Source organism: Prevotella sp. S7 MS 2 (assembly GCF_000762865.1).
GTDB lineage: Bacteria > Bacteroidota > Bacteroidia > Bacteroidales > Bacteroidaceae > Prevotella.
Genome location: NZ_JRPT01000003.1, coordinates 86,412 through 111,641 on the forward strand (window position 1 = coordinate 86,412; position 25,230 = coordinate 111,641).

23 protein-coding genes and 1 pseudogene are annotated in these 25,230 nt (G+C 46.0%); 9 read left to right on the forward strand and 15 right to left on the reverse strand.

All coding sequences use genetic code 11. The features are described from left to right. Positions 1–21 precede the first annotated feature (21 nt). From sufB to HMPREF0671_RS01465, 5 genes and pseudogenes are all read left to right on the forward strand, one after another. On the forward strand, positions 22–1,479 hold the full coding sequence (gene sufB / locus HMPREF0671_RS01450) for a Fe-S cluster assembly protein SufB (protein ID WP_036896247.1): 1,458 nt from the start codon (positions 22–24) through the stop codon (positions 1,477–1,479). Between the two features lie 176 nt (positions 1,480–1,655). Further along, positions 1,656–1,922: pseudogene (locus HMPREF0671_RS11860) on the forward strand (four helix bundle protein). 89 nt (positions 1,923–2,011) lie between these two features. Further along, entirely contained in the window at positions 2,012–2,761 is a 750-nt protein-coding gene (sufC, locus tag HMPREF0671_RS01455; protein ID WP_036896248.1) for a Fe-S cluster assembly ATPase SufC, read from the forward strand. 18 nt (positions 2,762–2,779) lie between these two features. Further along, positions 2,780–4,120, forward strand: coding sequence for a Fe-S cluster assembly protein SufD (gene sufD, locus HMPREF0671_RS01460; protein WP_036896249.1), 1,341 nt, complete (start codon positions 2,780–2,782; stop codon positions 4,118–4,120). Between the two features lie 2 nt (positions 4,121–4,122). Further along, positions 4,123–5,322 carry an aminotransferase class V-fold PLP-dependent enzyme gene (locus HMPREF0671_RS01465; RefSeq protein ID WP_036896250.1) on the forward strand — a complete coding sequence of 400 codons (1,200 nt, stop codon included), beginning with the start codon at positions 4,123–4,125 and terminating at the stop codon, positions 5,320–5,322. Here HMPREF0671_RS01465 and HMPREF0671_RS01470 read toward each other — a convergent pair. Next, a complete protein-coding gene (locus tag HMPREF0671_RS01470; RefSeq protein WP_052052742.1) occupies positions 5,319–5,582 on the reverse strand; it encodes a hypothetical protein in 264 nt (87 codons plus the stop codon). The two genes, HMPREF0671_RS01465 and HMPREF0671_RS01470, sit on opposite strands and share 4 nt — an antisense overlap. A 141-nt stretch (positions 5,583–5,723) precedes the next feature. Here HMPREF0671_RS01470 and HMPREF0671_RS01475 point away from each other — a divergent pair, with 141 nt between their 5' ends. Then, complete coding sequence (locus tag HMPREF0671_RS01475) at positions 5,724–6,326, forward strand: ribonuclease HII (RefSeq protein WP_036896251.1); 603 nt, start codon at positions 5,724–5,726, stop codon at positions 6,324–6,326. A 275-nt stretch (positions 6,327–6,601) separates the two neighbouring features. Here the strand turns inward: HMPREF0671_RS01475 and HMPREF0671_RS01480 are convergent, their stop codons facing one another. From HMPREF0671_RS01480 to prmC, 10 genes are all read right to left on the reverse strand, one after another. Continuing rightward, entirely contained in the window at positions 6,602–7,051 is a 450-nt protein-coding gene (locus HMPREF0671_RS01480) for an N-acetyltransferase (protein WP_036896252.1), read from the reverse strand. A gap of 196 nt (positions 7,052–7,247) precedes the next feature. Continuing rightward, complete coding sequence (locus HMPREF0671_RS01485) at positions 7,248–8,114, reverse strand: endonuclease/exonuclease/phosphatase family protein (protein ID WP_036896253.1); 867 nt, start codon at positions 8,112–8,114, stop codon at positions 7,248–7,250. A gap of 28 nt (positions 8,115–8,142) precedes the next feature. Beyond that, positions 8,143–9,345: a class I SAM-dependent methyltransferase gene (locus tag HMPREF0671_RS01490; protein WP_036896254.1), complete on the reverse strand. Its 1,203-nt coding sequence runs from the start codon at positions 9,343–9,345 to the stop codon at positions 8,143–8,145. A gap of 19 nt (positions 9,346–9,364) precedes the next feature. Beyond that, on the reverse strand, positions 9,365–10,852 hold the full coding sequence (locus tag HMPREF0671_RS01495) for a S41 family peptidase (RefSeq protein WP_232223154.1): 1,488 nt from the start codon (positions 10,850–10,852) through the stop codon (positions 9,365–9,367). Between the two features lie 213 nt (positions 10,853–11,065). Then, a complete protein-coding gene (locus HMPREF0671_RS01500) occupies positions 11,066–13,027 on the reverse strand; it encodes a DNA topoisomerase IV subunit B (protein ID WP_036896255.1) in 1,962 nt (653 codons plus the stop codon). A gap of 13 nt (positions 13,028–13,040) precedes the next feature. Beyond that, positions 13,041–14,192 carry an N-acetyltransferase gene (locus HMPREF0671_RS01505; protein WP_197421731.1) on the reverse strand — a complete coding sequence of 384 codons (1,152 nt, stop codon included), beginning with the start codon at positions 14,190–14,192 and terminating at the stop codon, positions 13,041–13,043. 33 nt (positions 14,193–14,225) lie between these two features. Continuing rightward, the gene (locus HMPREF0671_RS01510) at positions 14,226–15,377 is read right to left on the reverse strand and encodes a hypothetical protein (RefSeq protein WP_036896257.1); all 1,152 of its coding nucleotides are present in this window, start codon (positions 15,375–15,377) and stop codon (positions 14,226–14,228) included. Positions 15,378–15,618: 241 nt separating this feature from the next. Further along, positions 15,619–15,885: a DUF1294 domain-containing protein gene (locus HMPREF0671_RS01515; protein ID WP_036896258.1), complete on the reverse strand. Its 267-nt coding sequence runs from the start codon at positions 15,883–15,885 to the stop codon at positions 15,619–15,621. Further along, the gene (locus HMPREF0671_RS01520) at positions 15,882–16,199 is read right to left on the reverse strand and encodes a nitrous oxide-stimulated promoter family protein (RefSeq protein WP_036896291.1); all 318 of its coding nucleotides are present in this window, start codon (positions 16,197–16,199) and stop codon (positions 15,882–15,884) included. Before HMPREF0671_RS01520 ends, HMPREF0671_RS01515 begins: the two co-directional genes overlap by 4 nt. Positions 16,200–16,748: 549 nt before the next feature. Then, positions 16,749–17,594, reverse strand: a complete 846-nt coding sequence (gene prmC, locus HMPREF0671_RS01525; protein WP_036896259.1) for a peptide chain release factor N(5)-glutamine methyltransferase — start codon at positions 17,592–17,594, stop codon at positions 16,749–16,751. A gap of 474 nt (positions 17,595–18,068) precedes the next feature. Between prmC and ribD the strand changes: the two genes are divergently transcribed. Both ribD and HMPREF0671_RS12615 read left to right on the forward strand, forming a co-directional pair. Continuing rightward, the gene (gene ribD / locus HMPREF0671_RS01530) at positions 18,069–19,043 is read left to right on the forward strand and encodes a bifunctional diaminohydroxyphosphoribosylaminopyrimidine deaminase/5-amino-6-(5-phosphoribosylamino)uracil reductase RibD (protein ID WP_052052753.1); all 975 of its coding nucleotides are present in this window, start codon (positions 18,069–18,071) and stop codon (positions 19,041–19,043) included. Positions 19,044–19,165: 122 nt separating this feature from the next. Beyond that, positions 19,166–19,471 (forward strand): DUF4377 domain-containing protein, encoded by a 306-nt coding sequence (locus tag HMPREF0671_RS12615; protein ID WP_084589700.1) that lies wholly within the window; start codon positions 19,166–19,168, stop codon positions 19,469–19,471. Between the two features lie 107 nt (positions 19,472–19,578). Here HMPREF0671_RS12615 and HMPREF0671_RS01540 read toward each other — a convergent pair whose 3' ends face one another. Then, positions 19,579–20,283 carry a ComF family protein gene (locus HMPREF0671_RS01540; protein WP_036896263.1) on the reverse strand — a complete coding sequence of 235 codons (705 nt, stop codon included), beginning with the start codon at positions 20,281–20,283 and terminating at the stop codon, positions 19,579–19,581. After that, positions 20,267–20,743: a regulatory protein RecX gene (locus HMPREF0671_RS01545; protein WP_036896264.1), complete on the reverse strand. Its 477-nt coding sequence runs from the start codon at positions 20,741–20,743 to the stop codon at positions 20,267–20,269. The genes HMPREF0671_RS01540 and HMPREF0671_RS01545 overlap by 17 nt, the downstream gene beginning before the upstream one ends. A gap of 160 nt (positions 20,744–20,903) precedes the next feature. Between HMPREF0671_RS01545 and HMPREF0671_RS01550 the strand changes: the two genes are divergently transcribed. Further along, positions 20,904–22,364, forward strand: a complete 1,461-nt coding sequence (locus HMPREF0671_RS01550) for a glycoside hydrolase family 18 protein (protein WP_052052746.1) — start codon at positions 20,904–20,906, stop codon at positions 22,362–22,364. Between the two features lie 79 nt (positions 22,365–22,443). Here the strand turns inward: HMPREF0671_RS01550 and HMPREF0671_RS01555 are convergent, their stop codons facing one another. Further along, positions 22,444–22,890 carry a copper resistance protein NlpE N-terminal domain-containing protein gene (locus HMPREF0671_RS01555; protein ID WP_036896266.1) on the reverse strand — a complete coding sequence of 149 codons (447 nt, stop codon included), beginning with the start codon at positions 22,888–22,890 and terminating at the stop codon, positions 22,444–22,446. A gap of 100 nt (positions 22,891–22,990) precedes the next feature. Then, positions 22,991–25,057 carry a TonB-dependent siderophore receptor gene (locus HMPREF0671_RS01560; RefSeq protein WP_036896267.1) on the reverse strand — a complete coding sequence of 689 codons (2,067 nt, stop codon included), beginning with the start codon at positions 25,055–25,057 and terminating at the stop codon, positions 22,991–22,993. Between the last annotated feature and the right edge of the window lie 173 nt (positions 25,058–25,230).

The following is a 25,230-nucleotide window of genomic DNA, read 5'->3' on the forward strand; positions in this document are numbered from 1 at the left end:
CCTTTTATATATTTATAATGTATGGAGAATCAAGTAAACGAACAGGAAAAGAACGCCTACGTCAAGAAAGTGGCCGAACAGAAATATGAGTTCGGCTTTACAACAGACGTTCATACCGATATTATAGACATAGGTCTTAACGAAGACGTCGTGAGACTGATTTCCCAAAAGAAGGGAGAGCCCGAATGGTTGCTCGATTTTCGCTTGAAAGCCTTTCGTTTTTGGGAAACAATGAAGCAACCTTCATGGGCTCATGTTCATATTCCACCCATTGATTATCAAGCAATATCTTACTATGCCGACCCTTTGGCGAAGAAGCCAAAGAATACGGAGATTGATCCGGAGATGGCAAAGACATTCGATAAGCTGGGTATTCCACTCGAAGAGCGATTGGCATTGAGCGGTACGGCCGTGGATGCAATCATGGATTCTGTGTCGGTAAAGACTACATTCAAGGAGAAACTAGCCGAGAAAGGTATCATCTTTTGCTCTATCGGAGACGCAGTGAAGAATCATCCCGACTTGGTAAAGCAGTATTTGGGAAGTGTAGTTCCCTATCGCGACAATTTCTTCGCGGCTTTAAATAGTGCTGTTTTCAGCGATGGATCATTCGTATTCATCCCGAAAGGGGTGCGGTGTCCAATGGAATTGAGTAGCTATTTCCGTATCAATGCACGCAATACCGGACAGTTTGAACGTACATTGATTATTGCCGAAGATGACTCTTATGTAAGCTATCTCGAAGGATGTACCGCTCCGATGCGCGATGAAAACCAGTTGCATGCTGCCATTGTAGAAATTATTGTGTTGGACAATGCCGAAGTGAAATACTCAACGGTGCAGAACTGGTATCCCGGTGATGAGAATGGAAAGGGTGGAGTACTTAATCTTGTAACCAAACGTGGAGATCTTCGTGGTGTGAACTCAAAACTTTCGTGGACGCAGGTAGAGACCGGTAGCGCCATCACATGGAAATATCCATCTTGTATTTTGCGCGGGGATAACTCTGTGGCAGAGTTCTATAGTGTGGCTGTAACCAATAATTATCAGGAGGCAGACACCGGAACCAAGATGATACACATGGGAAAGAATACCAAGAGTACCATTATCTCGAAAGGAATTTCGGCTGGTCATAGCCAGAATTCTTATCGTGGATTGGTGCGCGCCACACCTAATGCCGACAACGCTCGCAACTATAGTTCGTGCGATAGTCTGCTTCTTGGCAGCCAATGTGGAGCCCACACGTTCCCTTACATGGATATTCATAACGATTCGGCTATTGTAGAACATGAGGCTACTACCTCGAAAATCAGCGAAGACCAACTGTTCTACTGTAACCAACGAGGTATCCCTACAGAGCAGGCTGTGGGGCTTATCGTGAACGGTTATGCAAAGGAAGTGCTTAACAAGCTCCCCATGGAGTTCGCGGTAGAAGCACAGAAGCTACTTTCCGTGTCCCTTGAAGGAACTGTTGGGTAATATAGTGAGGCGTTATGAGTGAGTAGTGAGAAGTTTTAAAGCAACTAGTTCAAAAGAAAAATATACTATGTTCCATGGAGAATTTTGGACAGTTTATGTATGATAAAGTGCTTGGCTTTGCTGTGAGAGTTATAAAGTTGGCTCAATATCTGCAATGAGAGCAAGGAGAATACGTTATCTCTAAACAAATAGCTCGTAGTGGAACGAGTATTGGTGCTAATCTCTCGGAGGCTCAATATGGCATGAGCAGAAAAGACTTTTAATTGAAATGTACCATATCACTCAAAGAGTGTAACGAAACTCTCTACTGGTTGGACTTGCTTTTAAAAACAAATTATATTACTAACTCACAATATGAAATTCTGATGAAAGAGTGTACTGAATTGAGAAAGTTGCTCATATCTATAACAAAGACAACGAAAGAATCATTAAATAAAATATAAAATAATATGGGTAGGGAATGTTTTGAGCGGAGTCTATGGTGCTTCCTAACTCCTCACTCCTAACTTCTCACTCCTAACTTGGAGGTTTTATGTTACAAGTAAAGAACTTACATGCCACGATTGCTGGCAAAGAAATATTGAAAGGTATCAACCTGACGGTGAACGACGGTGAGGTTCATGCCATTATGGGACCTAATGGTTCGGGTAAATCTACGTTGAGCGCTGTGCTTACCGGTAACCCTTTGTACGAGGTAACCGACGGTGTGGCCCTCTTCAACAATAAAGATTTATTGGCTATGACACCCGAAGACCGTGCTCGCGAGGGACTTTTTCTGTCGTTCCAATATCCCGTTGAGATTCCCGGTGTGTCGATGACCAACTTCATGCGTGCAGCTATCAATGCCAAACGTGAGTACCAAGGTTTCGAACCTATGAACGTTTCTGAGTTCATGAAGCTCATGCGTGAGAAGCGAGCTATCGTGGAATTAGACTCCAAATTGGCTCATCGCAGTGTGAATGAAGGTTTTTCGGGTGGTGAGAAGAAGCGTAATGAGATTTTCCAAATGGCCATGTTGGAACCGAAACTCTCTATCCTTGATGAAACTGATTCCGGTCTTGATGTTGATGCCTTGCGTATTGTGGCCGAAGGTGTGAATAAGTTGAAGACACCGGAGACCAGTACCATCGTTATCACCCACTACGACCGACTGCTCGACATTATTCGTCCTGATGTCATCCACGTGCTTTGGAATGGTCGTATCGTGAAGACCGCTGGTCCCGAACTGGCTAAGGAAATAGAAGCCAAGGGGTACGATTGGATTAAGGCCGAGGTGGAATAAACGCAAAGGAGATATATTATGCAGGCAGAAAAGCAATATATAGACCTTTACACACAGGAACGCCGGACTATCTTCGAGCACTCCGCCGACGTGATGAATACCGTCCGCGATGAGGCTTTCGAAGACTTTAAGCATCAAGGATTCCCGTCTACGAAGGTTGAAAGATATAAATATACGGATATCAGCAAGTTGTTTGAGCCCGATTACGGACTCAATCTGAACCGACTGGATATACCGGTTAATCCCTATCAAGCATTCAAGTGTGGTGTTCCAAACTTGAGTACGCAACTCTATTTTGTGGTCAACGACAGTTTTTATACAAAGTCATTACCCCCTCGACAATTGCCCGATGGTGTCATGATAGATTCTTTGAAAGCCGTTGCCACACAACATCCTGAATTGATACAGAAGTATTATGCCAAGCTGGCCAAGACAGGTCAAGATGCCATTACGGCCTTGAATACGATGTTGGCACAAGATGGATTGGTGGTTTATATTCCCAAAAATGTGAAGGTAGACCGCACCATTCAAGTGGTCAACATCCTCCGTTCGGATGTCGATTTGATGGTTAATCGCCGTGTACTTGTTGTCTTGGAAGAAGGTGCCGAGGCTAGGTTGCTCTTTTGTGACGACAGTGCCGACGACCGAAACTTCCTTGCTACACAGGTCATAGAGGCTTATGTAGGCGAGAATGCAAGCTTGGAGATGTATTGTCTGGAAGAGACTCATCTTAAAAATACACGCGTCAGCAACGTATATATAGAGCAACAAGCCAATAGTCGAGTCAACCACGATGTTATTACATTGCATAATGGGTATACGCGCAACCGTCTCGACCTTACTCTCAAAGGCGAAGGGGCGGAGTGTTTTTGCAACGGTTGCGTGATAGCCGACAAGGAACAACGCGTTGATAACAATACGGTAATTGACCATCAGGTACCTCATTGTACAAGTAATGAGCTGTATAAGTATGTGCTCAACGACCATGCTGTAGGCGCATTTGCCGGATTGGTATTGGTTCGTGAGGGCGCTCAGAAGACTTCTTCTCAAATGACCAACCAGAATTTATGCGCTACTCGTGAGGCTCGCATGTACACCCAACCGATGTTGGAAATCTATGCCGACGACGTAAAATGTGCGCATGGCAGCACCGTAGGACAGCTCAACGATGCTGCACTCTTCTATATGTGTCAGCGTGGAATCGGGATGAAAGAGGCTAAGATGTTGCTTCAGATAGCTTTCATCGGACAAGTTATCGACCAAATCTCACTCGAACCGCTTCGCGACCGACTCCGTCATTTGGTCGAAATGCGCTTTAGGGGTGAGTTAAAACAGTGTGAGGGCTGTAGTTGCAAGTAATTATGAATCGCAATCAATTTCCTATTCTCTCTCGCGAAGTCTATGGTAAACCACTTATTTATCTAGATAATGCGGCCACCACACAGAAACCTTTGTGTGTATTGGACGCCATGCGCGAGGAATATCTCAACGTGAATGCCAATGTACATCGTGGTGTTCACTGGATGTCGCAGCAGGCTACGGAGCTTCATGAGGCTGCTCGCGAGACCGTTTGCAAGTTTATCAATGCCCGCAGTACCGCGGAAATCGTTTTCACGCGTGGTACTACGGAAAGTTTAAACCTTGTTGCTTCGTCGTTCTGTGAGGGCTTTATGAAGGCCGGCGACGAAGTGATTATCTCCACGATGGAGCACCATTCCAATATCGTTCCTTGGCAGTTGCAGGCTCGTCGATACGGTATCAAGTTGCGTGTCATCCCGATGAACGATGCCGATGAACTTGATATGGAGGCCTATCAGGGGCTTTTCAACGCTCACACACGCCTAGTGAGCGTTGCACATGTAAGTAATGTGCTTGGCACGGTGAATCCCGTAGAAGAGATAATACGCATTGCTCACGCTCATGATGTGCCGGTAATGATAGATGGAGCGCAGAGTGCCCCCCATTTTGCCGTTGATGTTCAACAGTTGGATTGTGATTTCTTTGCCTTCAGCGGGCATAAAATGTATGGTCCTACAGGCATCGGTGTGCTCTATGGCAAAGAAGAATGGTTGGAGAAGATGCCTCCTTATCAGGGTGGTGGCGAGATGATTGCCACCGTATCGTTTGAAGAAACCACTTTCGAGCGCCCACCGTTGAAGTTTGAAGCCGGTACACCGGACTATATTGCAACACATGGTTTGGCCACAGCCATCAACTTTATGACCGAGATAGGAATGGATAATATCTGGGCACATGAGCAGGAACTTACGCGCTATGCGACCCAACGTATGCAGGAAATAGACGGTATGCACATCTTCGGAACGGCTACCAATAAGGATGCCGTCATCAGTTTCCTTGTCGGCAACATTCATCCTATGGATATGGGTACCCTACTCGATCGCCTCGGCATAGCTGTTCGTACCGGTCATCATTGTGCCGAACCGCTCATGAATCGTCTTGGTATTCTCGGTACGGTGCGTGCCAGCTTTGCCCTTTACAATACAAAGGAGGAGGTAGATGTGTTTGTCGATGGTATCAAGCGTGTTGCAAAGATGTTCTAAAGTTCATCTTTGCAGCACTTCAATGCGTAGATAAACCATCCGCAGCAAGCCAGTCTCATGAGCGAAGGACCATCTACCGGCAGTGCACTCATGGCAAAAGCTGCTTGTACATTTAGCAACAGTGCAGTCTGTCTTATCGTGATTTCCTTGCCCAGAACGCTGCCATAATAGTTACGCAACCAGTCAATAGGCATAAGCAACTTATCGGTTACGTCCTTCCACATGTTTGTTTGTACGGGCAGAGTGATATTTTTTTCCATCTTTCATTCCTTTCTTTAGTAGGTGCAAAGTTAGGACAATTGGTGGAAGTGTTATTTCACTATATATCGAATAAGGTTTAATAAAGTTAATATCCAATATTTCTAACTCCTTACTTCTCACTCTTAACTCTCCACTCCTCTATGCTTTCCCCACATTATTATACCAATTTAATAGAAGCCGGGTGCGACGAAGCCGGTCGTGGATGCCTTGCCGGAAGCGTTTATGCCGCCGCCGTCATCCTGCCACTTGATTATGATAATCCTGCGCTCAATGATAGTAAGCAACTCTCACATGCCAAACGTAATCAGCTGCGCGAACTGATTATACGCGACGCAGAGGCATGGGCCGTGGGCATTGTCACCCCTGAAGAGATAGACCATATTAATATTCTCAATGCAAGTTTCTTGGCTATGCATCGTGCACTCGACCAGTTGCAGGTACGACCGGAAGCGATTATTGTCGATGGAAACCGTTTCCGCCCCTATCACGATGTGCCTTATACTACGATAGTCAAGGGCGATGGTAAGTTCCAAGCCATTGCTGCGGCCAGTATTTTGGCCAAAACCTTTCGCGATGATTATATGGAATCCATTGCCAAGGAGTATCCCATGTACGATTGGCAACACAATATGGGCTATCCCACACGCAAGCATCGTGAGGCCATTAAGCAATATGGCATCACTCCTTATCATCGAAAATCGTATAATTTATTAGGAAATGAGGAACTCAGTTTGGAGTTTTGAGGTTACTGCAGAGGCTAGACAGCATTATTGTTTGGGCTTTTCAGCATTCTTGAAAGGGCTAGGCAGCGATGCTGAGAAGGCGCTGCAGAAGCCCCACCCCAACTCTCCCCCAAGGAGAGGGAGATGGTTTTAAGTTGACAAGTAGACGAGTTGAGTTTTTAAGTTCTTGAGTTGTAGGATGGAAAGTCTTTCGTCTCCCTCGTGAAAAGGCGTACATTATTAGTAAATCAACAACGGGAAACGATGTATAATCGCCGCTATAAAGTTGACGAATCTTATAGCTCGTACATCAGATAATGGCTATCGTGCATGCCCAAAGATTGATACACACGCTGGGCAACGTTGTTGTTCTTGTCGACATACAAGCGTAGAGCAGCCGCATTTTCGCTCTGAGCGACTATCTTTGCAAATTCGAACAATTCCCTAAAGACTCCCTTTCGACGTGCTGTAGGGCGTACATATACCGATTGAATCCAATAATAGGGTGCGTTACACCAGTCAGACCACTCAGTAGTGAGCATTAGACAGCCTAATACGTCGCCTGTCTCTGGGGCTTTGGCCAATAAATATGTAGCCTTGGAATCATCCTCGATGGCAGCTTTTACGCCCTCGCGTACGGTGGCATAATCCAATTTATTATCTTCACTTTCGCGTGCCATGTCCAATTGGAATTGTACGATGGTCTCTGTATCTTGCCCTGTGGCAGTTTCTATTTGGTATTGCATGTCGTTTAAAGGAGTTATGGGGAGATAAAAGGGGGAAAGGAGTTATAGCAGGAGTAATTAGAAGTTATAAGGGAGATAACGGGAGTTAATGGACAAATGTCTGTTAACTTCAAACTTTCTAGAAGTTTTTATTCCACTTACTTCTGCTAACTTCCATCCTCTCCCTCTCCTAGGAAGAGGGAGAGGATAGGTTTTATTACATCTCAGCTTTGACCATAATGGGGAAGTGGTCGGATGGGAAACGGCCGTAAGGCAATTCGTTTAAGCTGCCGTATTGCAAGATACGAATATCCTTGGTGACGAAAACGTAGTCTATACGATAATCGTTTCCGGGCTTGGGAACTTTATATCCGTGGTAGGTACAGGTTGTTCCGTAGGGTGCCTGTTGCGTAATGCGGTAGCTATCGGCCAGCAATCCGTCGCCCAAAAGGGTCTGAATAGGTTCGTCGGTAGGCACTGCGTTGAAGTCACCGGTGGCAAATACGGTGGCATCAGTGCCTGCTATCTCGCGTATTTTCTTAAGTAAAAGCTTGGAAGATTCGCGACGTGCCACCTCTCCTTCGTGATCGTAGTGCGAGTTGAAGACAAAGAATACTTTTCCGGTGAGCTTATCGCGGAACTTACCCCACGAACAAATGCGGTTGCAACACTTCGCATCCCATCCCAAGCCTACTTGATTTGGTGTCTCTGAGTACCAGAAGTCACCATGTTTCAACAGTTCGTATTTGACGCGTTTGTAGAAGATGGCCGAGTGTTCTCCATCGTCTCCACCGTCGCGTCCCTCTCCTATCCAGGCGTATTCAGGCAATTCTGCCACGCCGTCGAGCATGTGTTTGAAGCCTTCTTGCGTTCCCACGATGTCGAAATCATGGAATCGGATAAGGCTTTTGACGAGTTCTTTGCGATTGCTCCATTGGTTGATACCGTCGTCTTTGGTGTCCATGCGCAGGTTGAATGAGGCGATGGTAAGGCGTGTTTTCTGTACTTTACGAGCTTCTGCCGGTTGTAATGCGATGGTCAGAAGCACCATTGATAATAGAATGATAGTCTTTAACTGTTTCATGTTATTTGATAGTTATGATTGTATTTGCTTAACAGGGACTCGTGATGAGGATAAGATGATTGCCCAAAGTGTCGGTTGTGGCAAACAAATAGACGTCTCCACCGTCTTTCAGTCGTAGTCGTTTGCGTAGTTCAGGGGCTGAAAGAGGGAAGTTGCGAGTAGCTATATTAGCCTGATGGATGCTCGACAAGGCTGTTTTCAGGCTCTTCTTGTTCATCGAAGTGACGGCTGTGATGCGGAATCGGCGACCGGGGAAATCGGCTTGTAAATCGGTGGAAACAAATAAATGGGAGTTGGAAGCGACGGCAGTCACATCCCATTGCTTGGTGAGCAAACCATAACAACCGGCTTTCATGGCTGCAGCGTGTGGCTCATAGAGATATTTGCCGGGCGTGATATCGCCATTCAGAATACGTTGTGGATAGTTTCCTTCGGCCTCATCGTCGTAAGAGAACATTTCATTATCATTCACACAGAAGACGCGGAGCGGACTGTGTGCGGCCTTTTCACCCTCGGCTACGAGGAGCAACTCTTTACATTCGTTCTTTACCGAAACGATATGTACTTCGCAAACAGGCATGCCTTGTCGGCCCATATCGACCACGGCTTGGTGCCAATCGAGCATGGGAGAGAGTTTGATGAGTGTATAAAGAGATTTCTGTTTGAGTTGCGAAACCAGTCGAAGTACGTCGGGTGTACAGTCGGATATGGCTACTGTCTTCGCTCCTTGGGCATCTCGACGTGCCGGATCAATAAAGATGATGTCGGCAGCAGGCATTGATTCAAGGTGCTCAATGCCATTTCCGCAGATGATATGAGCCTGTGTTAGCCCTAGAAGATTAAAATTATGATGGGCAATTTCGTAGAGATGAGTCTGCTGCTCTACATAGGTGCACGATGTAAATGAACGTGCCATGAAAGAAAAGTCGACCCCAAAACCGCCTGTAAGGTCGACCAATGAGCCGGCATGTGGGCAGAGACGTTCGGCCAAACGTGCTTTATAGTGTGCCGTTTGTTCCGAACTGCATTGCTCCATGGAGAGGTGTGGAGGATAGAGTAAGCCGTCGGTGGCAGCCCATGTGGGCAACTTCGTGTAGGCAGCCTGTCGACCTGCTATTTGGTCGAGAGCCAACCTCATGTCTACATCAGGGTAGCGAGCGGCTTGAAAAGCCAACTGTCGCACATCTTCAGTGGCATGTAGACGGATAAATTCGGAAGTTGCCGTATTCATAGATACTTCTTCTCAGCGACTATTCATGATTCAATAGACTTACGGCCTTTTGTACCACGTGGTTTTGTTCGTTCATGATTTGGAAGTATTCGCTCATATCCCAAAGGTCGCGAGCAACGAGTGCCTTCAGTTGGTTGCGCAGTGTGGGGAGCGTACGTTGCAGCTCTTTGTTGTCAACGGGCTTGATCTTTTGCTTCTTAGCCTCCTCCATAATCTCGTCTATCAGACTCTGTGGCGTAGTGTAGCGGGCGTTGAAATCGGTAAAAGAAGTGTATTCTTTCTGCAAACGCTTGCGGTTATTGTCCACATACTTGAGGTTGGCGTTGATGATAATACTCTTGGCAGCCAACTGACGGTGCAGAGATGTGTACTGCGTAGTGTCGAGTGGAACGAAGTAATCGGGCATGATACCACCACCACCGTAGACAGTTCGCTTGAGTCGAAGGGTCTGATACTTCAGCGAATCGGCAAAGTGGATGCTGTCGGCACTATAGAGTTCGCCATGCTTGAAGCGCTTTTCGAGGTCCATACCATAGTCTTCGTTGTCGCCTTTGGTATAGGGCTTTTGGATGCAACGGCCCGTTGGGGTGTAGTAATGTGCGATGGTGAGGCGAATCATAGAGCCGTCGGGAAACTCGATGGGGCGTTGAACGAGCCCTTTACCAAAGCTTCGTCGGCCTACTACCTGACCTCTGTCTTGGTCTTGGATGGCACCGGTGACAATCTCGGCAGCCGATGCCGAGAATTCATTTACAAGCACAATGACCTTTCCATCGAGCAATTTGCCATCGCCCTGAGCACGGTATTCTTGACGTGGAACGGTGCGCCCTTGGGTATAGACTATCAAATCGTTCTTGTGGAGGAACTCATTTGCTATTTGGACAGCAGCCATAAGATAGCCTCCACCATTCTCTTGAAGGTCGAGAATGAGGTCACGCATACCTTGCTGTTGTAGTTTCTTGACGCTTTCCATGAACTCGTTATAGGTAGTAGCACCAAATCCTTCGATGCGAATATAGCCTACTTGAGGCCGAATCATGTAGGTAGCGTCGATGGTTTTAACGGGTATTTTGTCGCGTGTAATAGTGAAAGTGAGACGGTCGGCAATGCCTCTTCGGATGACACCAAGCTTTACTTTCGTGCCTTTAGGGCCACGCAAGCGTTTCATAATATCTTCTTTCGCCATCTTGACACCGGCAATGGCGACACCATCGACACTGACAATACGGTCGCCGGCAAGTATTCCCATACGCTCGGAAGGTCCACCGGTGACCGGTTGGATGACGAGTAGCGTGTCTTGAACCATGTTGAACTGCACGCCTATACCCTCGAATGAACCCTCAAGTGGTTCGTTCATGCTTTTTGTTTCCTTTGCTGTGGTATAGGAAGAATGTGGATCCAGCTTCGACAGCATGCCTCTGATGCCGTCTTCTATCAGTTTCTCTTCGTCCACACTGTCCACGTACAGGTTGTTGATAGCCATTTCTGCTATCTGTAGCTTACGCATATTGTTATTTGTTTGTGCTTGTACTGCACAGACAAACGACAATAATATAAAAGCGAAGAGATAAGAGGCAAGAGAATGGGAATGGCTCTTACACTCTAAAATACTTTTATTTAGGCTCTTTCTTCTATTTTCTAATGTATTCATGAAAGTTCTCTTCTAATATTTGATTCTATAGATTTTGCCATCTACCTCTTATCTTTTCGAGAAACAAATTTATAAGTCTGCTTCTTCTGGAATATCCTCTTCCACTACCAAGTTGTCGATGATGAAGTTCTGGCGCTCCATAGTATTCTTGCCCATGTAGTATTCCAAGAGCTTCTGTACTTGGTCGTTTTTGTGGAGAGTGACTTGTTCCAAGCGCATGTCTGGGCCGATGAAGTGGGCAAACTCTTCCGGACTAATCTCTCCAAGTCCTTTGAATCGGGTGATTTCCGGGTCCGGACCGAGGCGTCGGATAGACTCTTTGCGTTCCTCGTCGGTATAACAATAATGCGTGATAAAGTCGTTTTTACGCTCGCCTTTACGCAGTTTGGCATCGGCTTCTGCAATCACTTCCTTGTCTTTTATTTTCGTTCTGCGATTACGAACACGGAACAATGGAGTCTGTAACACGTATACATGTCCCTTCTTTATGAGTTCCGGGAAGAACTGAAGGAAGAAAGTGATGATGAGTAAGCGAATATGCATGCCGTCAACATCGGCATCGGTGGCAACAATCACCTTGTTGTAACGCAGCATATCCAACCCGTCTTCTATGTCGAGAGCGGCCTGTAAAAGGTTGAATTCCTCGTTTTCATAAACCACTTTCTTGGTCAATCCAAACGAATTAAGGGGCTTTCCACGCAGTGAGAATACCGCCTGTGTGGTCACATCGCGACTCTTGGTGATGCTTCCACTGGCCGAATCACCCTCCGTAATAAAGATACAACTCTCTTCTTTACGTTCGTTCTTTGCGTCACAGAAGTGTACTCTACAGTCGCGAAGTTTACGGTTGTGGAGGTTAGCTTTCTTTGCTCGCTCACGTGCCAGTTTGGTAACGCCGGCCATAGCCTTTCGTTCGTGTTCGCTCGATTGTATCTTTTGCTGCATCACCTCGGCCACGGCAGGATTTTTATGCAGATAGTTGTCAACCTCAGTTTTGAGGAAATCGCCCACAAACTTGTTCACACTTACGCTTCCTTCTTGCGGACTCATGGTGAGAGACCCTAACTTTATCTTCGTTTGGCTTTCAAAAAGAGGTTCCTCAACGTTGATAGCAATAGCGGCAACCAGTCCGTTTCTAATGTCCGTATACTCGTAACCTTTGTTGAAAAACTCCTTGATGGTACGCGCAATGTGCTCCTTGAATGCCGTCTGATGGGTTCCGCCTTGCGTCGTATGCTGTCCGTTGACAAACGAATGATACTCCTCTCCATACTGATTGGTGTGTGTAAAGGCTATCTCGATATCCTCTCCTGCGATGTGGATGATAGGATATAGTCCGTCGTTAGTCATGTTGTCGCTCAACAAATCCTCCAGTCCGTTGCGGCTGTGGATACGTCTTCCGTTGAACATAATGGTCAGTCCTATGTTCAGGTAAGTGTAGTTGCGCAGCATATTCTCCACGATGTCGTCGTGAAAGCTATAGTTTTTGAACAGCGTCTTGTCGGGTTCAAAGTAAATACACGTTCCGTTTTCGTCTTCAGAGTCTTCAGTTGTATCTTTAATAAGCTTACCACATTCAAACTCAGCGACCCTTACTTTACCGTCTCTGTACGACGATGCGGTGAAATGAGAGCTGAGTGCATTCACAGCTTTCACACCTACTCCATTCAGACCGATACTCTTTTTGAAGGCCTTCGAGTCGAATTTACCGCTTGTGTTCAACTCTGATACGGCCGAGATAAGACTTCCTTGTGGGATTCCACGGCCATAGTCGCGCACCGTCACGCGCAAGTGATCCTCTATATCAATCTCTATGCGCTTACCGGCATTCATCTTAAACTCGTCAATAGAATTGTCGATGACTTCCTTCAGTAGCACGTAGATACCGTCTTCGGGCAACGTTCCATCGCCTAATCGGCCGATATACATACCCGGTCGAGTACGGATGTGTTCCGTACCCGACAGTGTTCGGATGTTATCTTCGTTGTAGACGACTTGTTCTGTCTGTGGTATATTGTCCTCTTCTTTCATATATCGTTGGTTGTTATTCTTTTATCAATTGTTTCTTATAGCACCTGTGGCGTTTATGTTGTATGGATTCTAGATATTGCCATTGGCTTTGTACCCCTTCGTTGGTTTCCATCTGAGGCAGAGCTTCGGCAATTTTGAAACCATATTCTTGGCACTGTTGTATGAGTTTATTGAAGATAAGGGCATTCACTCCCTTGCTTCTGTATTCGGGAAGAACGCCTATCAATAACAAGTCTACCACCTCTGTACGGTGCCATAGTGCCACTTTCAACATTTCCCACCAACCAAGTGGCCACAGGTTTCCATTGCATTTGCGTAGCGCTTGAGAGAAAGATGGGAACGTAACGCCGAACCCTACCGGCTTGCCGGGATTGTTTCCATCTTCTATAACCGATATGAGATTCACGTCGGCTATACGCATATAGGATTCTACGAGTTGTTTTATCTGTCGTTCTGACAGCTGCGAGAACCCATAAAGGTTTTTATATGTAATGTTCAGTAAGTCGAATATTTTGCGTCCATACCCCTCTTTCAGTATTTCTCTACGTGTGAGTTGGTGTGCATGCAGGTTGTATCGCTGCTCTATCATCGCGCTGAGTTTGCCGAATTTTTCCGGTATTTTCTCTGGTACTTTGATGAGATACTCCTTATAGTCGTTGTCTTTTTCAAATCCACCGAGCCTTTCCATGTGGTCAGCATAGTAAGGATAGTTGTAATTGGTATACATTGTTTCGAGCTGATCAAATCCTTCTATCAGCATTCCTTCGCGATCCATATCGGTGAATCCCAATGGTCCTGCCATCACATCCATACCCTTGTTGTGTCCCCACTCTTCCACTGCGTTGAGCAGACTGCGGGATACTTCAATGTCGTCTACAAAGTCGAACCATCCGAAACGTACGGTATTGTTCTTCCATGCCTCGTTGGCGCGTTCGTTGATGATACCTGCGATGCGTCCAACCGGTTTCCCCTCGCGATAAGCCATAAAGTAAATGGTTTGGCAACATTCGAACGATGCGTTCTTATTCTTGTCGAGTGTAGCCATCTCCTCGCTGTATAAGAAGGGTACAGCATACTCACAATCGCGGTATAAGTCGTTTCTGAACTTGATAAACTCCTTCAGTTGTTTACGGCTCGTTATCTGTCTTACTTCTATATTGCTCATCAATTTTTATAGATAAAAGGCTTCTTGGCCGCGTTATTGTGTGATGGTTTTCTTGTAACAGTTACGACGTTTGTGCAACGTACGTTCCAGATATTCCCATTGACTCTGCACATTCTCGTTGCTCTCTATCTCTACCTGACTCTCCCCCCACTTGAAGCCGTAGGCTTGGCAGCGTGGTATGAGGTCGGCAAATAGCAAGGCGTTGGTTCCCTTGGCACGGTATTCGGGCAGCACACCCATCAGTAATAGGTCTACACCCTCCGTCTTATGACACTTAATGGCGCGTAACAGGTGCCACCAACCCATTGGCCACAGTCGTCCACGGTGGCACTTTTGCAAGGCTATAGACAGCGAGGGAATGGTGATACCGATACCACACAGCTTCTTATCGGCATTCCAGTCTTCCACTAAAGTGATAAGATTCAGGTCGGCCAATTTCAAGTACATATTGATATATTGGTCTATCTGCCTGTCTGAGAGCTCTGAGTATCCGTACAAGTCTTTATAAGTTGAGTTGATGAGTTCGAATATTTTTCGTCCGTATCCCCCTTCAAAGACATCCTTCTTCGTAAGTTTTTTTACGTGTAGATTGTATCTTGACTCTATCATTGATGCTATCTTGGCGAATTTTTCAGGTATGGTATCCGGCACGGCTATTTTGTATTCTACATACCGATTGTCCACTTCAAAACCTCCGATGTGCTCAATGTGTTGTGGATAGTAGGGATAGTTGTAGATAGTAGGCATTGTGCCCAACTGGTCAAATCCCTCTATCAGCATTCCTTCCGGGTCCATATCGGTGAATCCCAATGGCCCCACTACGTGTTGCATTCCTTTCTGTCGGCCATAGTCTTCTACGGCTTTGAGCAGTGCGCGCAACACCTCTTCGTCGTCTATGAAGTCTAACCATCCGAATCTAACGTTCATTTGGCCCCACTTATCGTTGGCTTTATGATTGATGATGGCAGCCACACGCCCTACTAACTTACCTTCTTTGTAAGCCAAATAGTATTCGGCTTCGCAGAAGTCGAAGGCAGCATTCTTGTTCGGGCTGAGTGTGTTTAGTTCATCACTGAATAGGTTTGGGACGTCATATGGGTTCCCTTTGTATAAGTCATAGTGGAACTCGATAAAATCTTTGAGTTCCTTCTTAGATTCTACCTTCTTGATTTCTACAGATGGCATCTTTTCTTTCTTTTACTATTTACTTCGAAATCACTATCTCAATATACTGAACATCCGACAAAGATTGCCTCTGTTCACTATGTTTAGAAAACGTTGATTTCTAATGATTTATCGTTGATATAGGTCTACAAAATTACATAATTTAGCGCAGAAAAGCAAATAATAAGGTGAAAAAGCATAGCGATGCCGGATTGCTTGAGTTGCATGGACTGGCTCTTCATGTGTTCTTTTGTGTCTTCTCTTAACTTCGGCAATACACCAAGGCGGCTATTTGTAGGATAAGGAGTAGTGGTACAAGGATGCGAAACTTCCAATGCTGTGTCTTGTGGTGGAATAAGCGCATGCCCAGAAAAGCTCCCATGGCTCCGCCAATGAAGGCTAAAAATAGGAGCACCACTTCTGAAATGCGCCATTGATGATGCCGAGCTTTCCATTTATCTATGCCGTAGGCTGCCAGTGTTATGATATTGATGCCGAGGAGATATAGGGTGACGAGTTGTAGAGTCATTTCTTTCTGAATTGATGTTTGAATATTTGTTGTAGATGTCGGAGTGTGGCACGAGGCGAATAGAATAGCATACGCGGACCGCTCCACCGCATCACTTGCCGTATCTTCTCGCGCATTTGCGGCGTATAACAATGCACCGGACAGTCTTTACAGGCATGTTTATCTACACCAAAAGGACAATGGTCAATACGCCGGCAAGCATAGTTGATGAGTTCCACGTATTCCCTTGACGGCGCGTCTTGGTGTAGGTGATGCCTGCAATAGAGTTCTATCATCAGGCGAATGGTTTGTTTATCCTGTTCTATTTGGTTGATTGATTTCACAAGTTTCTTTTTTATTGGGGAGTCTTATCAGACTCTTTTATTGTTTCGTCTTTGTTTCCGGAGGTTTCCGCTTCGCTCCAACCCCCGGCTATTGATGGGTTGTTCTTTAGACAATGTAGCCATGTTCAGGGTTGTCCATCCCTCTGTTTGGCGTTTATTGATATGTTATCTTTCGTCCGATGTAGGCATTTGGGATTCATCAGTCCAAAGGACTGCCTTTTCATAGCCGTGGCCCTTTAGGCCTACGGAAAGGAGATTGATAAGGGAATCCAGTCTGAAAGACTGCCCAATAGGGTACTTCTTCTCATCCCTCTCTATGAAGGAGAGGGCGAATAATTTCTTTTAATTGTAATGTTTTTTCCCTTTATGTGGGAAGTAGAGAGCGTTTTTACGCTTTCGTTTCACTCTACCTTGCTGGCTACGAAGGGCTTATTCTTCGGACAATATATTCTACTTGTCAACTCGTCTACTTAGCCATTTCCAGACTGCAGGGCTGTGGCAGCATTACTGCATCGCCCATTCAGCATTGCTGTTAAGGCTTTACAACGATGCTGCTGTGGCTTGGCAGCGAATCATTCTTTGCTTCCCGAATTCGTCATGTCGTGTCTCTATCTCTTCAAACCCTATCGTCTGTAGCATTTGAGCGGTCTCTTGGGCATAGAGAGGGTTGATTTCAAAGTAGAGTTTTCCACCCGGTTTCAGGGCTCGATGGGCATATTGGGCAATGGCCCGATAAAACAATAGTGGGTCGTCGTCTGGCACAAAGAGAGCTAATGAGGGCTCGTGTTCAAGCACATTCGGCTCCATGTCGGCCTTTTCTCGAAAGCAGATATAGGGTGGATTTGACACGATGACGTCCCAACGGTGCTCATCGGTCGGTGGTTGCAGGGCATTTTGTTTGGTAGTATTCACTTGTGTGCCGAGTCTGTATGCATTCTCCGTGGTCACTCGCAAGGCCGTATCTGATATATCCCATGCCGATATGTGCGCCATGGGGAGTTCAGCTGCCAGTGTCACGCTAATACATCCGGAGCCACAGCCTATGTCGAGGATGTCGCACGTATGTTTGTTCTCTGCGATAATCCATCTACATAGCTCTTCCGTTTCGGGACGTGGGATGAGTACGCCCGGCTCAACTCGAAACGTCCGTCCCATGAATTGCGCCTCACCAAGGGCATATTGCACTGGTTCTCCGGTCTCTAGTCGCCGCATCAATGCCTCTAATTCTCGTGTGTCGTCATCGTTTAGATTGCCGATAGCGCCACAAGCAATGTCAGTATAGGTCATTGTAAAACGAGTTTCCAGCATCAACCGTACGATGGATGCGGCTTCGTGGTCATCGTATAGAGGTGTCAGGCGTTGCCAAAGAGATCGAAATGTGGACATAGATATGGAGTTGTATTTAATAAGATTCAGTCAGGAGAATTGATTGTTATTAATATTGGGGAGTCTTATCAGACTCTTTTATTGTTTCGTCTTTGTTTCTGGAGGTTTTCGCTTCGCTCCAACCCCCGGCTATTGATGGGTTACTCTTCGGACAATGTAGCCACATTCAGGGTTGTCCATCCTTCTGTTTGGCGCTTATTGGTATGTTATCTTTTGTCCTATGTAGGCATTTAGGGCTCATCAGTCCGAAGGACTGCCTTTTCATAGCCGTGAGCCTTTAGGCCTACGGAAAGGAGATTGGCAAGAGATTCCAGTCTGAAAGACTGCCCATGATGTTACCTGATTAGGCATATATTATTCGCAAAGTTAGGTAAAATCATTGGGAAGAGTGAATGGATGATGTGGAAAAATACTATCTTTGTTGTATAGACAGGAAGGCATAGCATCGCTGTGGCCGTCAAACGACGAGGAAATATGGAAGAAAATAAATGGAACTATCACGATGATACCATTACTTTAATGCAACAACAAATCGATGAACGCTACATGCGTCGGTGTATCCAACTGGCTAAGAATGGGCGACAGAATGCCAAACCTAATCCGATGGTGGGAGCTGTCATCGTAGCCGACGGACGCATTATTGGCGAGGGCTACCATGTACGATGCGGGGAGGGGCATGCCGAGGTGAATGCTTTCGCCTCTATTCGTAAAGTAGACGAGGCTTTATTACGCCAAGCAACGGTCTACGTGAGCCTTGAACCTTGTGCACACTACGGCAAGACGCCTCCTTGTGCCGACCTGATTGTGAGCAAGGGGGTGCGTCGTGTGGTGTGCGGATGTGTCGATTCATTTGCCAAAGTGCAGGGACGTGGTATCCAACGTATCCGTGAAGCAGGTATAGAGGTGACAGTCGGTGTGCTCGAAGAGGAATGTCTGTGGCTCAATCGTCGCTTTAGCACGTTCAATACCGAGCAGCGCCCGTATATCATCTTGAAGTGGGCGCAGACAGCCAATGGTTTTCTAGACAACCATGGACATGCACTGGCTATTTCAAACGAATTTACGCGTATGCTCTCCCATCAACTACGAGCTGAAAACGATGCCATTCTTGTAGGGCGAATGACCGACGAGCGTGAGCATCCAGCATTGACTGTGCGCGACTGGAGTGGAGGGAGTCCGCGCCGGTTGGTACTCAGCCACAAGACACCAATTCCGGAATTGCTCCACCGGTTGTATGAAGATAAGGTGCAATCGCTCATCGTCGAGGGGGGAGCCAAGACCCATAAGAGTTTCATAGAAGCCGGATTGTGGGATGAAATACGCGTAGAAACGAGTGTACAGGTAGTCGATGACGGTACGTCTGCCCCTGTATTACCCACTGACGTAACTCTGTATAAAAGTGAATTGTATGATGGAAACGAGATAGTTTGGTATCGGAAGCGTGGATGAGAAGCTGAGTAAACGGAAGACAAGTTGACAAATATACACTTATAATTGATATGAAACGAGTATTTTATTTCTATTGGCTACCCTGCTATTAGCAGGATGCTCAAGCGAAGAGGTTTTTAGTAGTGGCTTCACAATGTACTTTTTATTGTGAAGGAGAATCCAATTTGGTTTTTCGCGAATATATAGTCAAATATGAGGGGCAACAGAGTTGGACTACTACTCAATATATCGAGAACTTTGAGTATGAACCGGGTTATGAATATAGGTTGGACGTTTCACAAAGCAAGGATGGTACGTTTGCTGTGAAAAGGGTCTTGTCTAAAGAAAAGAAGGAATCAGAAAACATGGGTACATACAGGAAATACGATTTTAGTTGGCCAAAGTTATTAGATTGTAATACTTTATATGACAAATGGTATAAGAAATAAATAAGATCAAGAAGAAAGTCTTTCCTTATACTTCCTAGAATAGAAAGACTTTCTCTTATTATAATAAAATACCATACTTTTGGGAGAAGCCTAGATAAGTGTTCCTTTTATTCCCTATTCGCCAAGCCTAGACAAAGTACGCTAAACTTCACGTTGCCGGCTCGTAATAGCTCTTGTGCGCACGAACAGATAGTGGCACCGGTGGTTACAATGTCGTCTATAAGAAGAATATGGTGGCCTGTGATACTGGTGTCTTTCAGTCGAAAGGCGTCTTCTACGTTCTCTGTGCGTTGCCAACGGTCGCGTAGAGTTTGGCTACCCCCGAAGGTAATGCGCTCCACAACGTCTTTCTTTAAAGGTAATCCCGTCGCTTCTGCCACTCCGCGCGCTATCTCCACACTTTGATTATACCCTCGTTGGCGTTCTCGTTTCTTATAAAGAGGGATGGGAATAATCATGTCGATACCCTCGAAGAAGCCTGCTTGCATGCAGTCGCGAGCCAACATGTGCCCCAGTTGATAGCCTATTTCGGGATGGTGGTGATATTTCAGGTCGTAGATAAGCCGACTTTCGGGCGCATGGCTGGTGTAGTAAAAGAAGGCAACGCAGCGTTCGACAGGTATCAGTCCCCAAAACATCTTGGCCATTTCGTTATCGTAAGGCTGCAATTCAAAACCGGTTCGGGGCAAATGGAGGTTACATCGACCGCACATCACCTGTTCGTCGACACTCAACCGACGACCACACACCGCACAACAACGTGGTGCTATGACATCTAGGAGCGCTTTGCCCCAATCACTCCATCGGCTCATCGAAATCGCCCTCCAGACATTGGCGTATGAGTGAATAGTCGAAACCGCGCCCCATGGCAAACTTGATGAGTTTCATATTGCGTTCGTAGTCGCTGGCCGCCTTGATGGATTTCTGCTTGTTTCGCAACAAAGGGCGCAGCACATTCAGATACTCTTGGTCGTCAATCTCATCGAGTACGGGCATATAGACGGCTCGTTCCACATGTTTGGCATAGAGGGCTTGCTCTACTTTGCGACGTCCCCAACCATTGTAACGTATCTTGTCACGGGCAAAAGCATGTGTATATCGGGCATCGTCTACGTATTTTTCTTCTATGAGATGTGCCATGATGCGTGTTTGTGCGGCCTCATCAATACCCCATCTACACATCTTGTCGAGCATCTCACCGCTGCAATGTTCGGCTTGCGAGCAGAGGGCAGAGAGTTTAAAGAGAGCCTGTTGTTCGGTCATTTCTTTCATGTTCCTTGTTTTTCTAGTTGTTAAGACGCCTTCGAGGCTTCTGTTTCAGAGTCGGACAGCCATACAAAAATACGCTTTTTAGGCGATTTCAGCTTTGTACTCTCTTCTTTTTTTTCGTAAATTTGCAAAAGAGAATTCATCTATATAAAACCAAGAGACAATGAAAATTTATATCAGTCGACTGGTGATGCTTGCCATAGCGGCATTCACCATGCTCACGGTTACGGCCAAACCCAAAGACCGTGTGGTTGTAGCCTACGTTTGTTCGTGGACCGATCTTCGGCTTCCTGACCCCATGCTTATGACCCATATCAACTATGCTTTCGGCCATGTGAATAAGGCCTTTAACGGTGTTGATATTCAGAATCCGCCATTTTTAGAGAAGGTGGTGGCTCTGAAGAAGCAGAATCCAAACTTGAAAATCAACCTATCAATAGGTGGATGGACGAGTGGAAACTTCTCTGAGATGGCAGCTACACAGGCTAATCGTACGGCTTTTGCCCGCGATTGCCGGCGTATCGTAGACAAGTATGGACTCGATGGTATCGACATTGACTGGGAATATCCTACCAGTAGCGAGTCGGGCATCTCTTCTTCGCCCGATGACACCAAGAATTTCACGCTGCTGATGCGCGACCTTCGTAAAGCTCTAGGAAGCAAGAAGCTATTGACTATTGCTACTATCCAAGACGGACTGTATATTGATTTCCGTGCATGTGTGAAGTATTTGAATTTCGTTAATATTATGGGTTACGACCAGTCTAACCCGCCGATGCACCATACCACCATTCATCGCTCTCCCCTATCGGGCCATATCAGTCTAGAGGAAGGTATCGATGCACATATCGAGAATGGTGTACCACCGGAGAAGTTGACTTTGGGTATGCCTCTCTATGGTCGTGGCGACCATAGTAATAAGATACTGGATAAGTTTATGAAGACCGGTTTTACCGATGGGCGTTATGTAGAACGTTGGGACAGTATCGGCGAAGTACCTTACCTAGCCGATAAGACTGGTAAGTTGGTATGGGGCTTTGATAATCCCCGGTCGTGGGCTGCCAAGTGCCAATATATCATTGATAGAGGCTTGTTAGGCGGTATGTATTGGGAGACGACGGAAGACAATGCTCAGCGAGATGGGCAGGTAACTATTTATGAATCGTTGTTGAAAAACAATAAGGGTACGATTCCATTGAAGCATGTACTTGTGTTGACCGGTGGAAAATCAGTAGCTGTGGTTCGCCAAATGATAGAACAACTGAAGCAACTTGGAGAGAAATGCCATTTTGACGTGACGGAATTAGCCGACGATGCTGCTTATACGCCGGAATACTTTGATCGTTTCCACTTGATATATCAGTTGGATGCCAACCTCTCGAAGTGGGGTAACCAAGCTCGTAAAGAGTTTGAAACCTATGTGGATGCGTCGCACGGAGCTTTCTTTGCAGTCACAGATGCTACGGTGAAAGGTTGGGATTGGTACAACGCATTCAGTCAAGACCTGCGTGTATGTCCATTGAATGAGAAGTATTGGAGCAATACCACGAAGATGGGACGCAATCTCTTCTGTGTAGGGAACGATGCCAAGGCAGAGGAAGTGATACCTCTTTTGATGAAATAAGAATCTGGACGATTCGTATATAAAAATAGGCCTGTCCATTTGGACAGGCCTATTTGCATGTTATGAATATTGAGTTGGCTTACTTCTTCTTCAAGTCGTAGTTGAGACCTGTGGCACTTTCCTGCAACTCATCAGAAACCATACGGAGTGTAGAGTCGTTAGGTTGTGTGAAGTAGAGGTCGTTGGCATCGCCTAGATGAAGCTTCAAGCCCTTTACTTGCTTGCCATCAACGGTCTTCTCAATGTTTTCTGCCTTACCAGTGTAGTTGTTGGTCTGGTCTTGACCATTCTCTGCTTCGAGATAAGTCTCAACAACTGCGAATCCCAATGTAGAATCGTTAGCCAGTTTTACAGTGTAACGAGTACCGGGACCATCGGCAGCGGGAACAGTACCTTCGAATACGGTAGTGTCGGCAACTGCTGCTACAGAGTCCGTACTTTCTGAATTTGCTCCAGTTTTAGACTTGGGTTGGCAAGATGCGATCAAAGCACCGGCAGCCAACAACATAATAAATGTTTTTTTCATTATTGCTGCTTAATTAAATTAATCGGTTGCAAAGGTAAGGATATATGAATATCATCCTATGCGAACTCGTGTTATTATTGGTTAAAAATAGATTTTATAATCACATTTTGATGCTGAAACCGGCTACTAACCATGTTCCGGGTTGTGGCACAATACCATAGTCTACGTACTTCTTGTTGAGCAGATTGTTGCCCACAATGTAGGCTTGGTAGTGTTTGGCATCCCATGATAAACGTGTGTCGAGCAATCCAAAGGTGGCATATCGACATACTGCTCCATCGCTATTGGTATAGGAGCCTGTACGTTTTTGTAGTCGATAATTCAATGCAAGATGCAGATTCCGCCAAAGATGGGTACGCAGATTGGCAACCAATTTATGGCGTAGATATTCCAAAGCATATTGACTCTGGATACCATCGGCCTCATGTCGGTCTTGATTAATATAGCTATAAGCCACTGAAAGACGCTCTAAAATACGCTGTGAAGGCAGTAAATGAGCGAGCGACATGTCTACGTTGGTCTCTATGCCCAACGCATTGATACGGCCGAAATTGACCGATTTCCACACATTATCAGCTTGACGGGTATCGCGAATCCAGTCGATGAGGTTTTTATAGTGGTTGTGATAGATACTAGCACTGGCACTAATGGCATTTGAACGGAATTTCACACCGGCTTCAAGAGCCGACAACTCTTCGGGCTTCAAGTGTTTATCGGCAAAGTAACCATCTTTCTTTAGGTAGAGTTCGGTGACCGATGGCATGCGAAGCGAGGTGTTGTAAGAAGCATATACTTTCCAGTTGTTGCCAATACGGTAACCGGCATCGATACCCGGATAGACGCGCATGTTCATCTCTGCCCAACTGTTTTTGACAGCAACTAGACCGGCAGAGAGCGTAAAACGCTGTAGGATGAGGTTGTGCTCAAGGTTGAGGCTGATGTTGGTGCGGTTCAATCCCAATGTATAATCGCGGTCGGTACCATGGATATGTCGTGGAGTGTTGAGCGGTTCTCCGAGATTTCCACTCACCAAGTCTTCGTTGCGCAGCTCGGCACCGAAGGCTGTACGTCCCAAAGACCAGTCGAAATAACTGTTGAGGTTGACACCGTAGATATCGGTACGATGGTAGTTGAATGGAACCTTATCAAGCTTTCCACGGAAGAACTCAAACCTATCCATATTGCGATTCCAATAAATGGATGGTCGGAAATGTAGGCGTCCCTGCTTGGTGAGGGCTTGTACAGCCGTATAAGTCTTGAAAGTGTGTTCAAATTGATCGTCGGATTTGGGGCTATAGAATGTATTGCTTCCTACATTCTTGGTAGATAAGCCGGCGTGCCAATTCACGGTGACGCTGTTATCGTCGTAACGTCCTTGATAGAAAGCTTTGCCACCACGGTAATCGGCATTGAGACTACCGGCCTTGTTACGACTGTACCCATCGCTACGGGCATAACTTCCGGAGACGGAATGTGCCCAATGTTCGCGCGAGTAGTAGGTGCGTGCACCGACATTTAGATAACCGTAGCTGCCGGCTTCTACATGGGCTGAGGCTCCAGACTGTTTAGGAATACGTGTAACGATGTTGATGGCGCCGAGCAAGGAAGACGTTCCGTAGATGCGTCCGGCGGGGCCTTCCAGCACTTCTATGCGTTCGATTTCAGAAATATCAACCGGGAAATCGAAGGCGTTGTGTGCTGTCTGCGGGTCGCAGATGTTAATACCGTTGAGTAGAATTGTGATTTGCTCACTGTTACTACCTCTGATGCTGACGTCGGTTTGAGTGCCTAAAGGACCTCGTTGTCGTACATCGACGCCTACAGCATATTTCAGCAAATCATTAATACTTTGTACTGGAGCGGCCGCAATGTCGGCTTTGCTCAGTACAGTGACCATTCTCGCTTGCTGACTTTGTGTCAGCGGTGCTCTCGATGCCGTCACACTGACTTCGTCGAGGCTCACTTCACGTCCGTTGTCATAGAGAGCAGAGTCTACATTGGCAGTCTGAACGGTGCTTACTCCCTCTGCTTTCGCGTGAGAGAGTGTTGCGATGCTCAACGTGCCAACGAGCACTTCGCGTCCCAATACGGAGAAGAGAGCATAGCCCTTGTTCGAGAAATGCTTGAACTTGAGGCTACAGCGCTTGTTGAAAAATTGTTTGTACATGAATTATTAAATACTGATTTGTATAAAAACAGTTGCAAAGGTACGATAAAATAGTGATTCTTCAAAGTATTTCGATTCATTAAATAGTCGAACGAACGAATAGCAAAGGGGGTACGAAGATAAATGAGCGTATACCTAATAATAGCAATCTTGCCATCTTGCAGAAGACTGTA

Bases quoted from the DNA above. Each gene is read 5' to 3' on its own strand.
- HMPREF0671_RS01480 (WP_036896252.1), bottom strand. From the start codon at position 7,051: ATGCAATACCAAATAGAAACTGCCACAGGGCAAGATACAGAGACCATC.
- HMPREF0671_RS01475 (WP_036896251.1), top strand. From the start codon at position 5,724: ATGCTTTCCCCACATTATTATACCAATTTAATAGAAGCCGGGTGCGAC.
- sufB (WP_036896247.1), top strand. From the start codon at position 22: ATGGAGAATCAAGTAAACGAACAGGAAAAGAACGCCTACGTCAAGAAA.
- HMPREF0671_RS01490 (WP_036896254.1), bottom strand. From the start codon at position 9,345: ATGAATACGGCAACTTCCGAATTTATCCGTCTACATGCCACTGAAGAT.
- HMPREF0671_RS01500 (WP_036896255.1), bottom strand. From the start codon at position 13,027: ATGAAAGAAGAGGACAATATACCACAGACAGAACAAGTCGTCTACAAC.
- sufD (WP_036896249.1), top strand. From the start codon at position 2,780: ATGCAGGCAGAAAAGCAATATATAGACCTTTACACACAGGAACGCCGG.
- HMPREF0671_RS01485 (WP_036896253.1), bottom strand. From the start codon at position 8,114: ATGAAACAGTTAAAGACTATCATTCTATTATCAATGGTGCTTCTGACC.
- HMPREF0671_RS01555 (WP_036896266.1), bottom strand. From the start codon at position 22,890: ATGAAAAAAACATTTATTATGTTGTTGGCTGCCGGTGCTTTGATCGCA.
- ribD (WP_052052753.1), top strand. From the start codon at position 18,069: ATGGAAGAAAATAAATGGAACTATCACGATGATACCATTACTTTAATG.
- HMPREF0671_RS01495 (WP_232223154.1), bottom strand. From the start codon at position 10,852: ATGCGTAAGCTACAGATAGCAGAAATGGCTATCAACAACCTGTACGTG.
- sufC (WP_036896248.1), top strand. From the start codon at position 2,012: ATGTTACAAGTAAAGAACTTACATGCCACGATTGCTGGCAAAGAAATA.
- HMPREF0671_RS01560 (WP_036896267.1), bottom strand. From the start codon at position 25,057: ATGTACAAACAATTTTTCAACAAGCGCTGTAGCCTCAAGTTCAAGCAT.
- HMPREF0671_RS01510 (WP_036896257.1), bottom strand. From the start codon at position 15,377: ATGCCATCTGTAGAAATCAAGAAGGTAGAATCTAAGAAGGAACTCAAA.
- HMPREF0671_RS01550 (WP_052052746.1), top strand. From the start codon at position 20,904: ATGAAAATTTATATCAGTCGACTGGTGATGCTTGCCATAGCGGCATTC.
- HMPREF0671_RS01465 (WP_036896250.1), top strand. From the start codon at position 4,123: ATGAATCGCAATCAATTTCCTATTCTCTCTCGCGAAGTCTATGGTAAA.
- HMPREF0671_RS01470 (WP_052052742.1), bottom strand. From the start codon at position 5,582: ATGGAAAAAAATATCACTCTGCCCGTACAAACAAACATGTGGAAGGAC.
- prmC (WP_036896259.1), bottom strand. From the start codon at position 17,594: ATGTCCACATTTCGATCTCTTTGGCAACGCCTGACACCTCTATACGAT.
- HMPREF0671_RS01545 (WP_036896264.1), bottom strand. From the start codon at position 20,743: ATGAAAGAAATGACCGAACAACAGGCTCTCTTTAAACTCTCTGCCCTC.
- HMPREF0671_RS01515 (WP_036896258.1), bottom strand. From the start codon at position 15,885: ATGACTCTACAACTCGTCACCCTATATCTCCTCGGCATCAATATCATA.
- HMPREF0671_RS01540 (WP_036896263.1), bottom strand. From the start codon at position 20,283: ATGAGCCGATGGAGTGATTGGGGCAAAGCGCTCCTAGATGTCATAGCA.
- HMPREF0671_RS01505 (WP_197421731.1), bottom strand. From the start codon at position 14,192: ATGAGCAATATAGAAGTAAGACAGATAACGAGCCGTAAACAACTGAAG.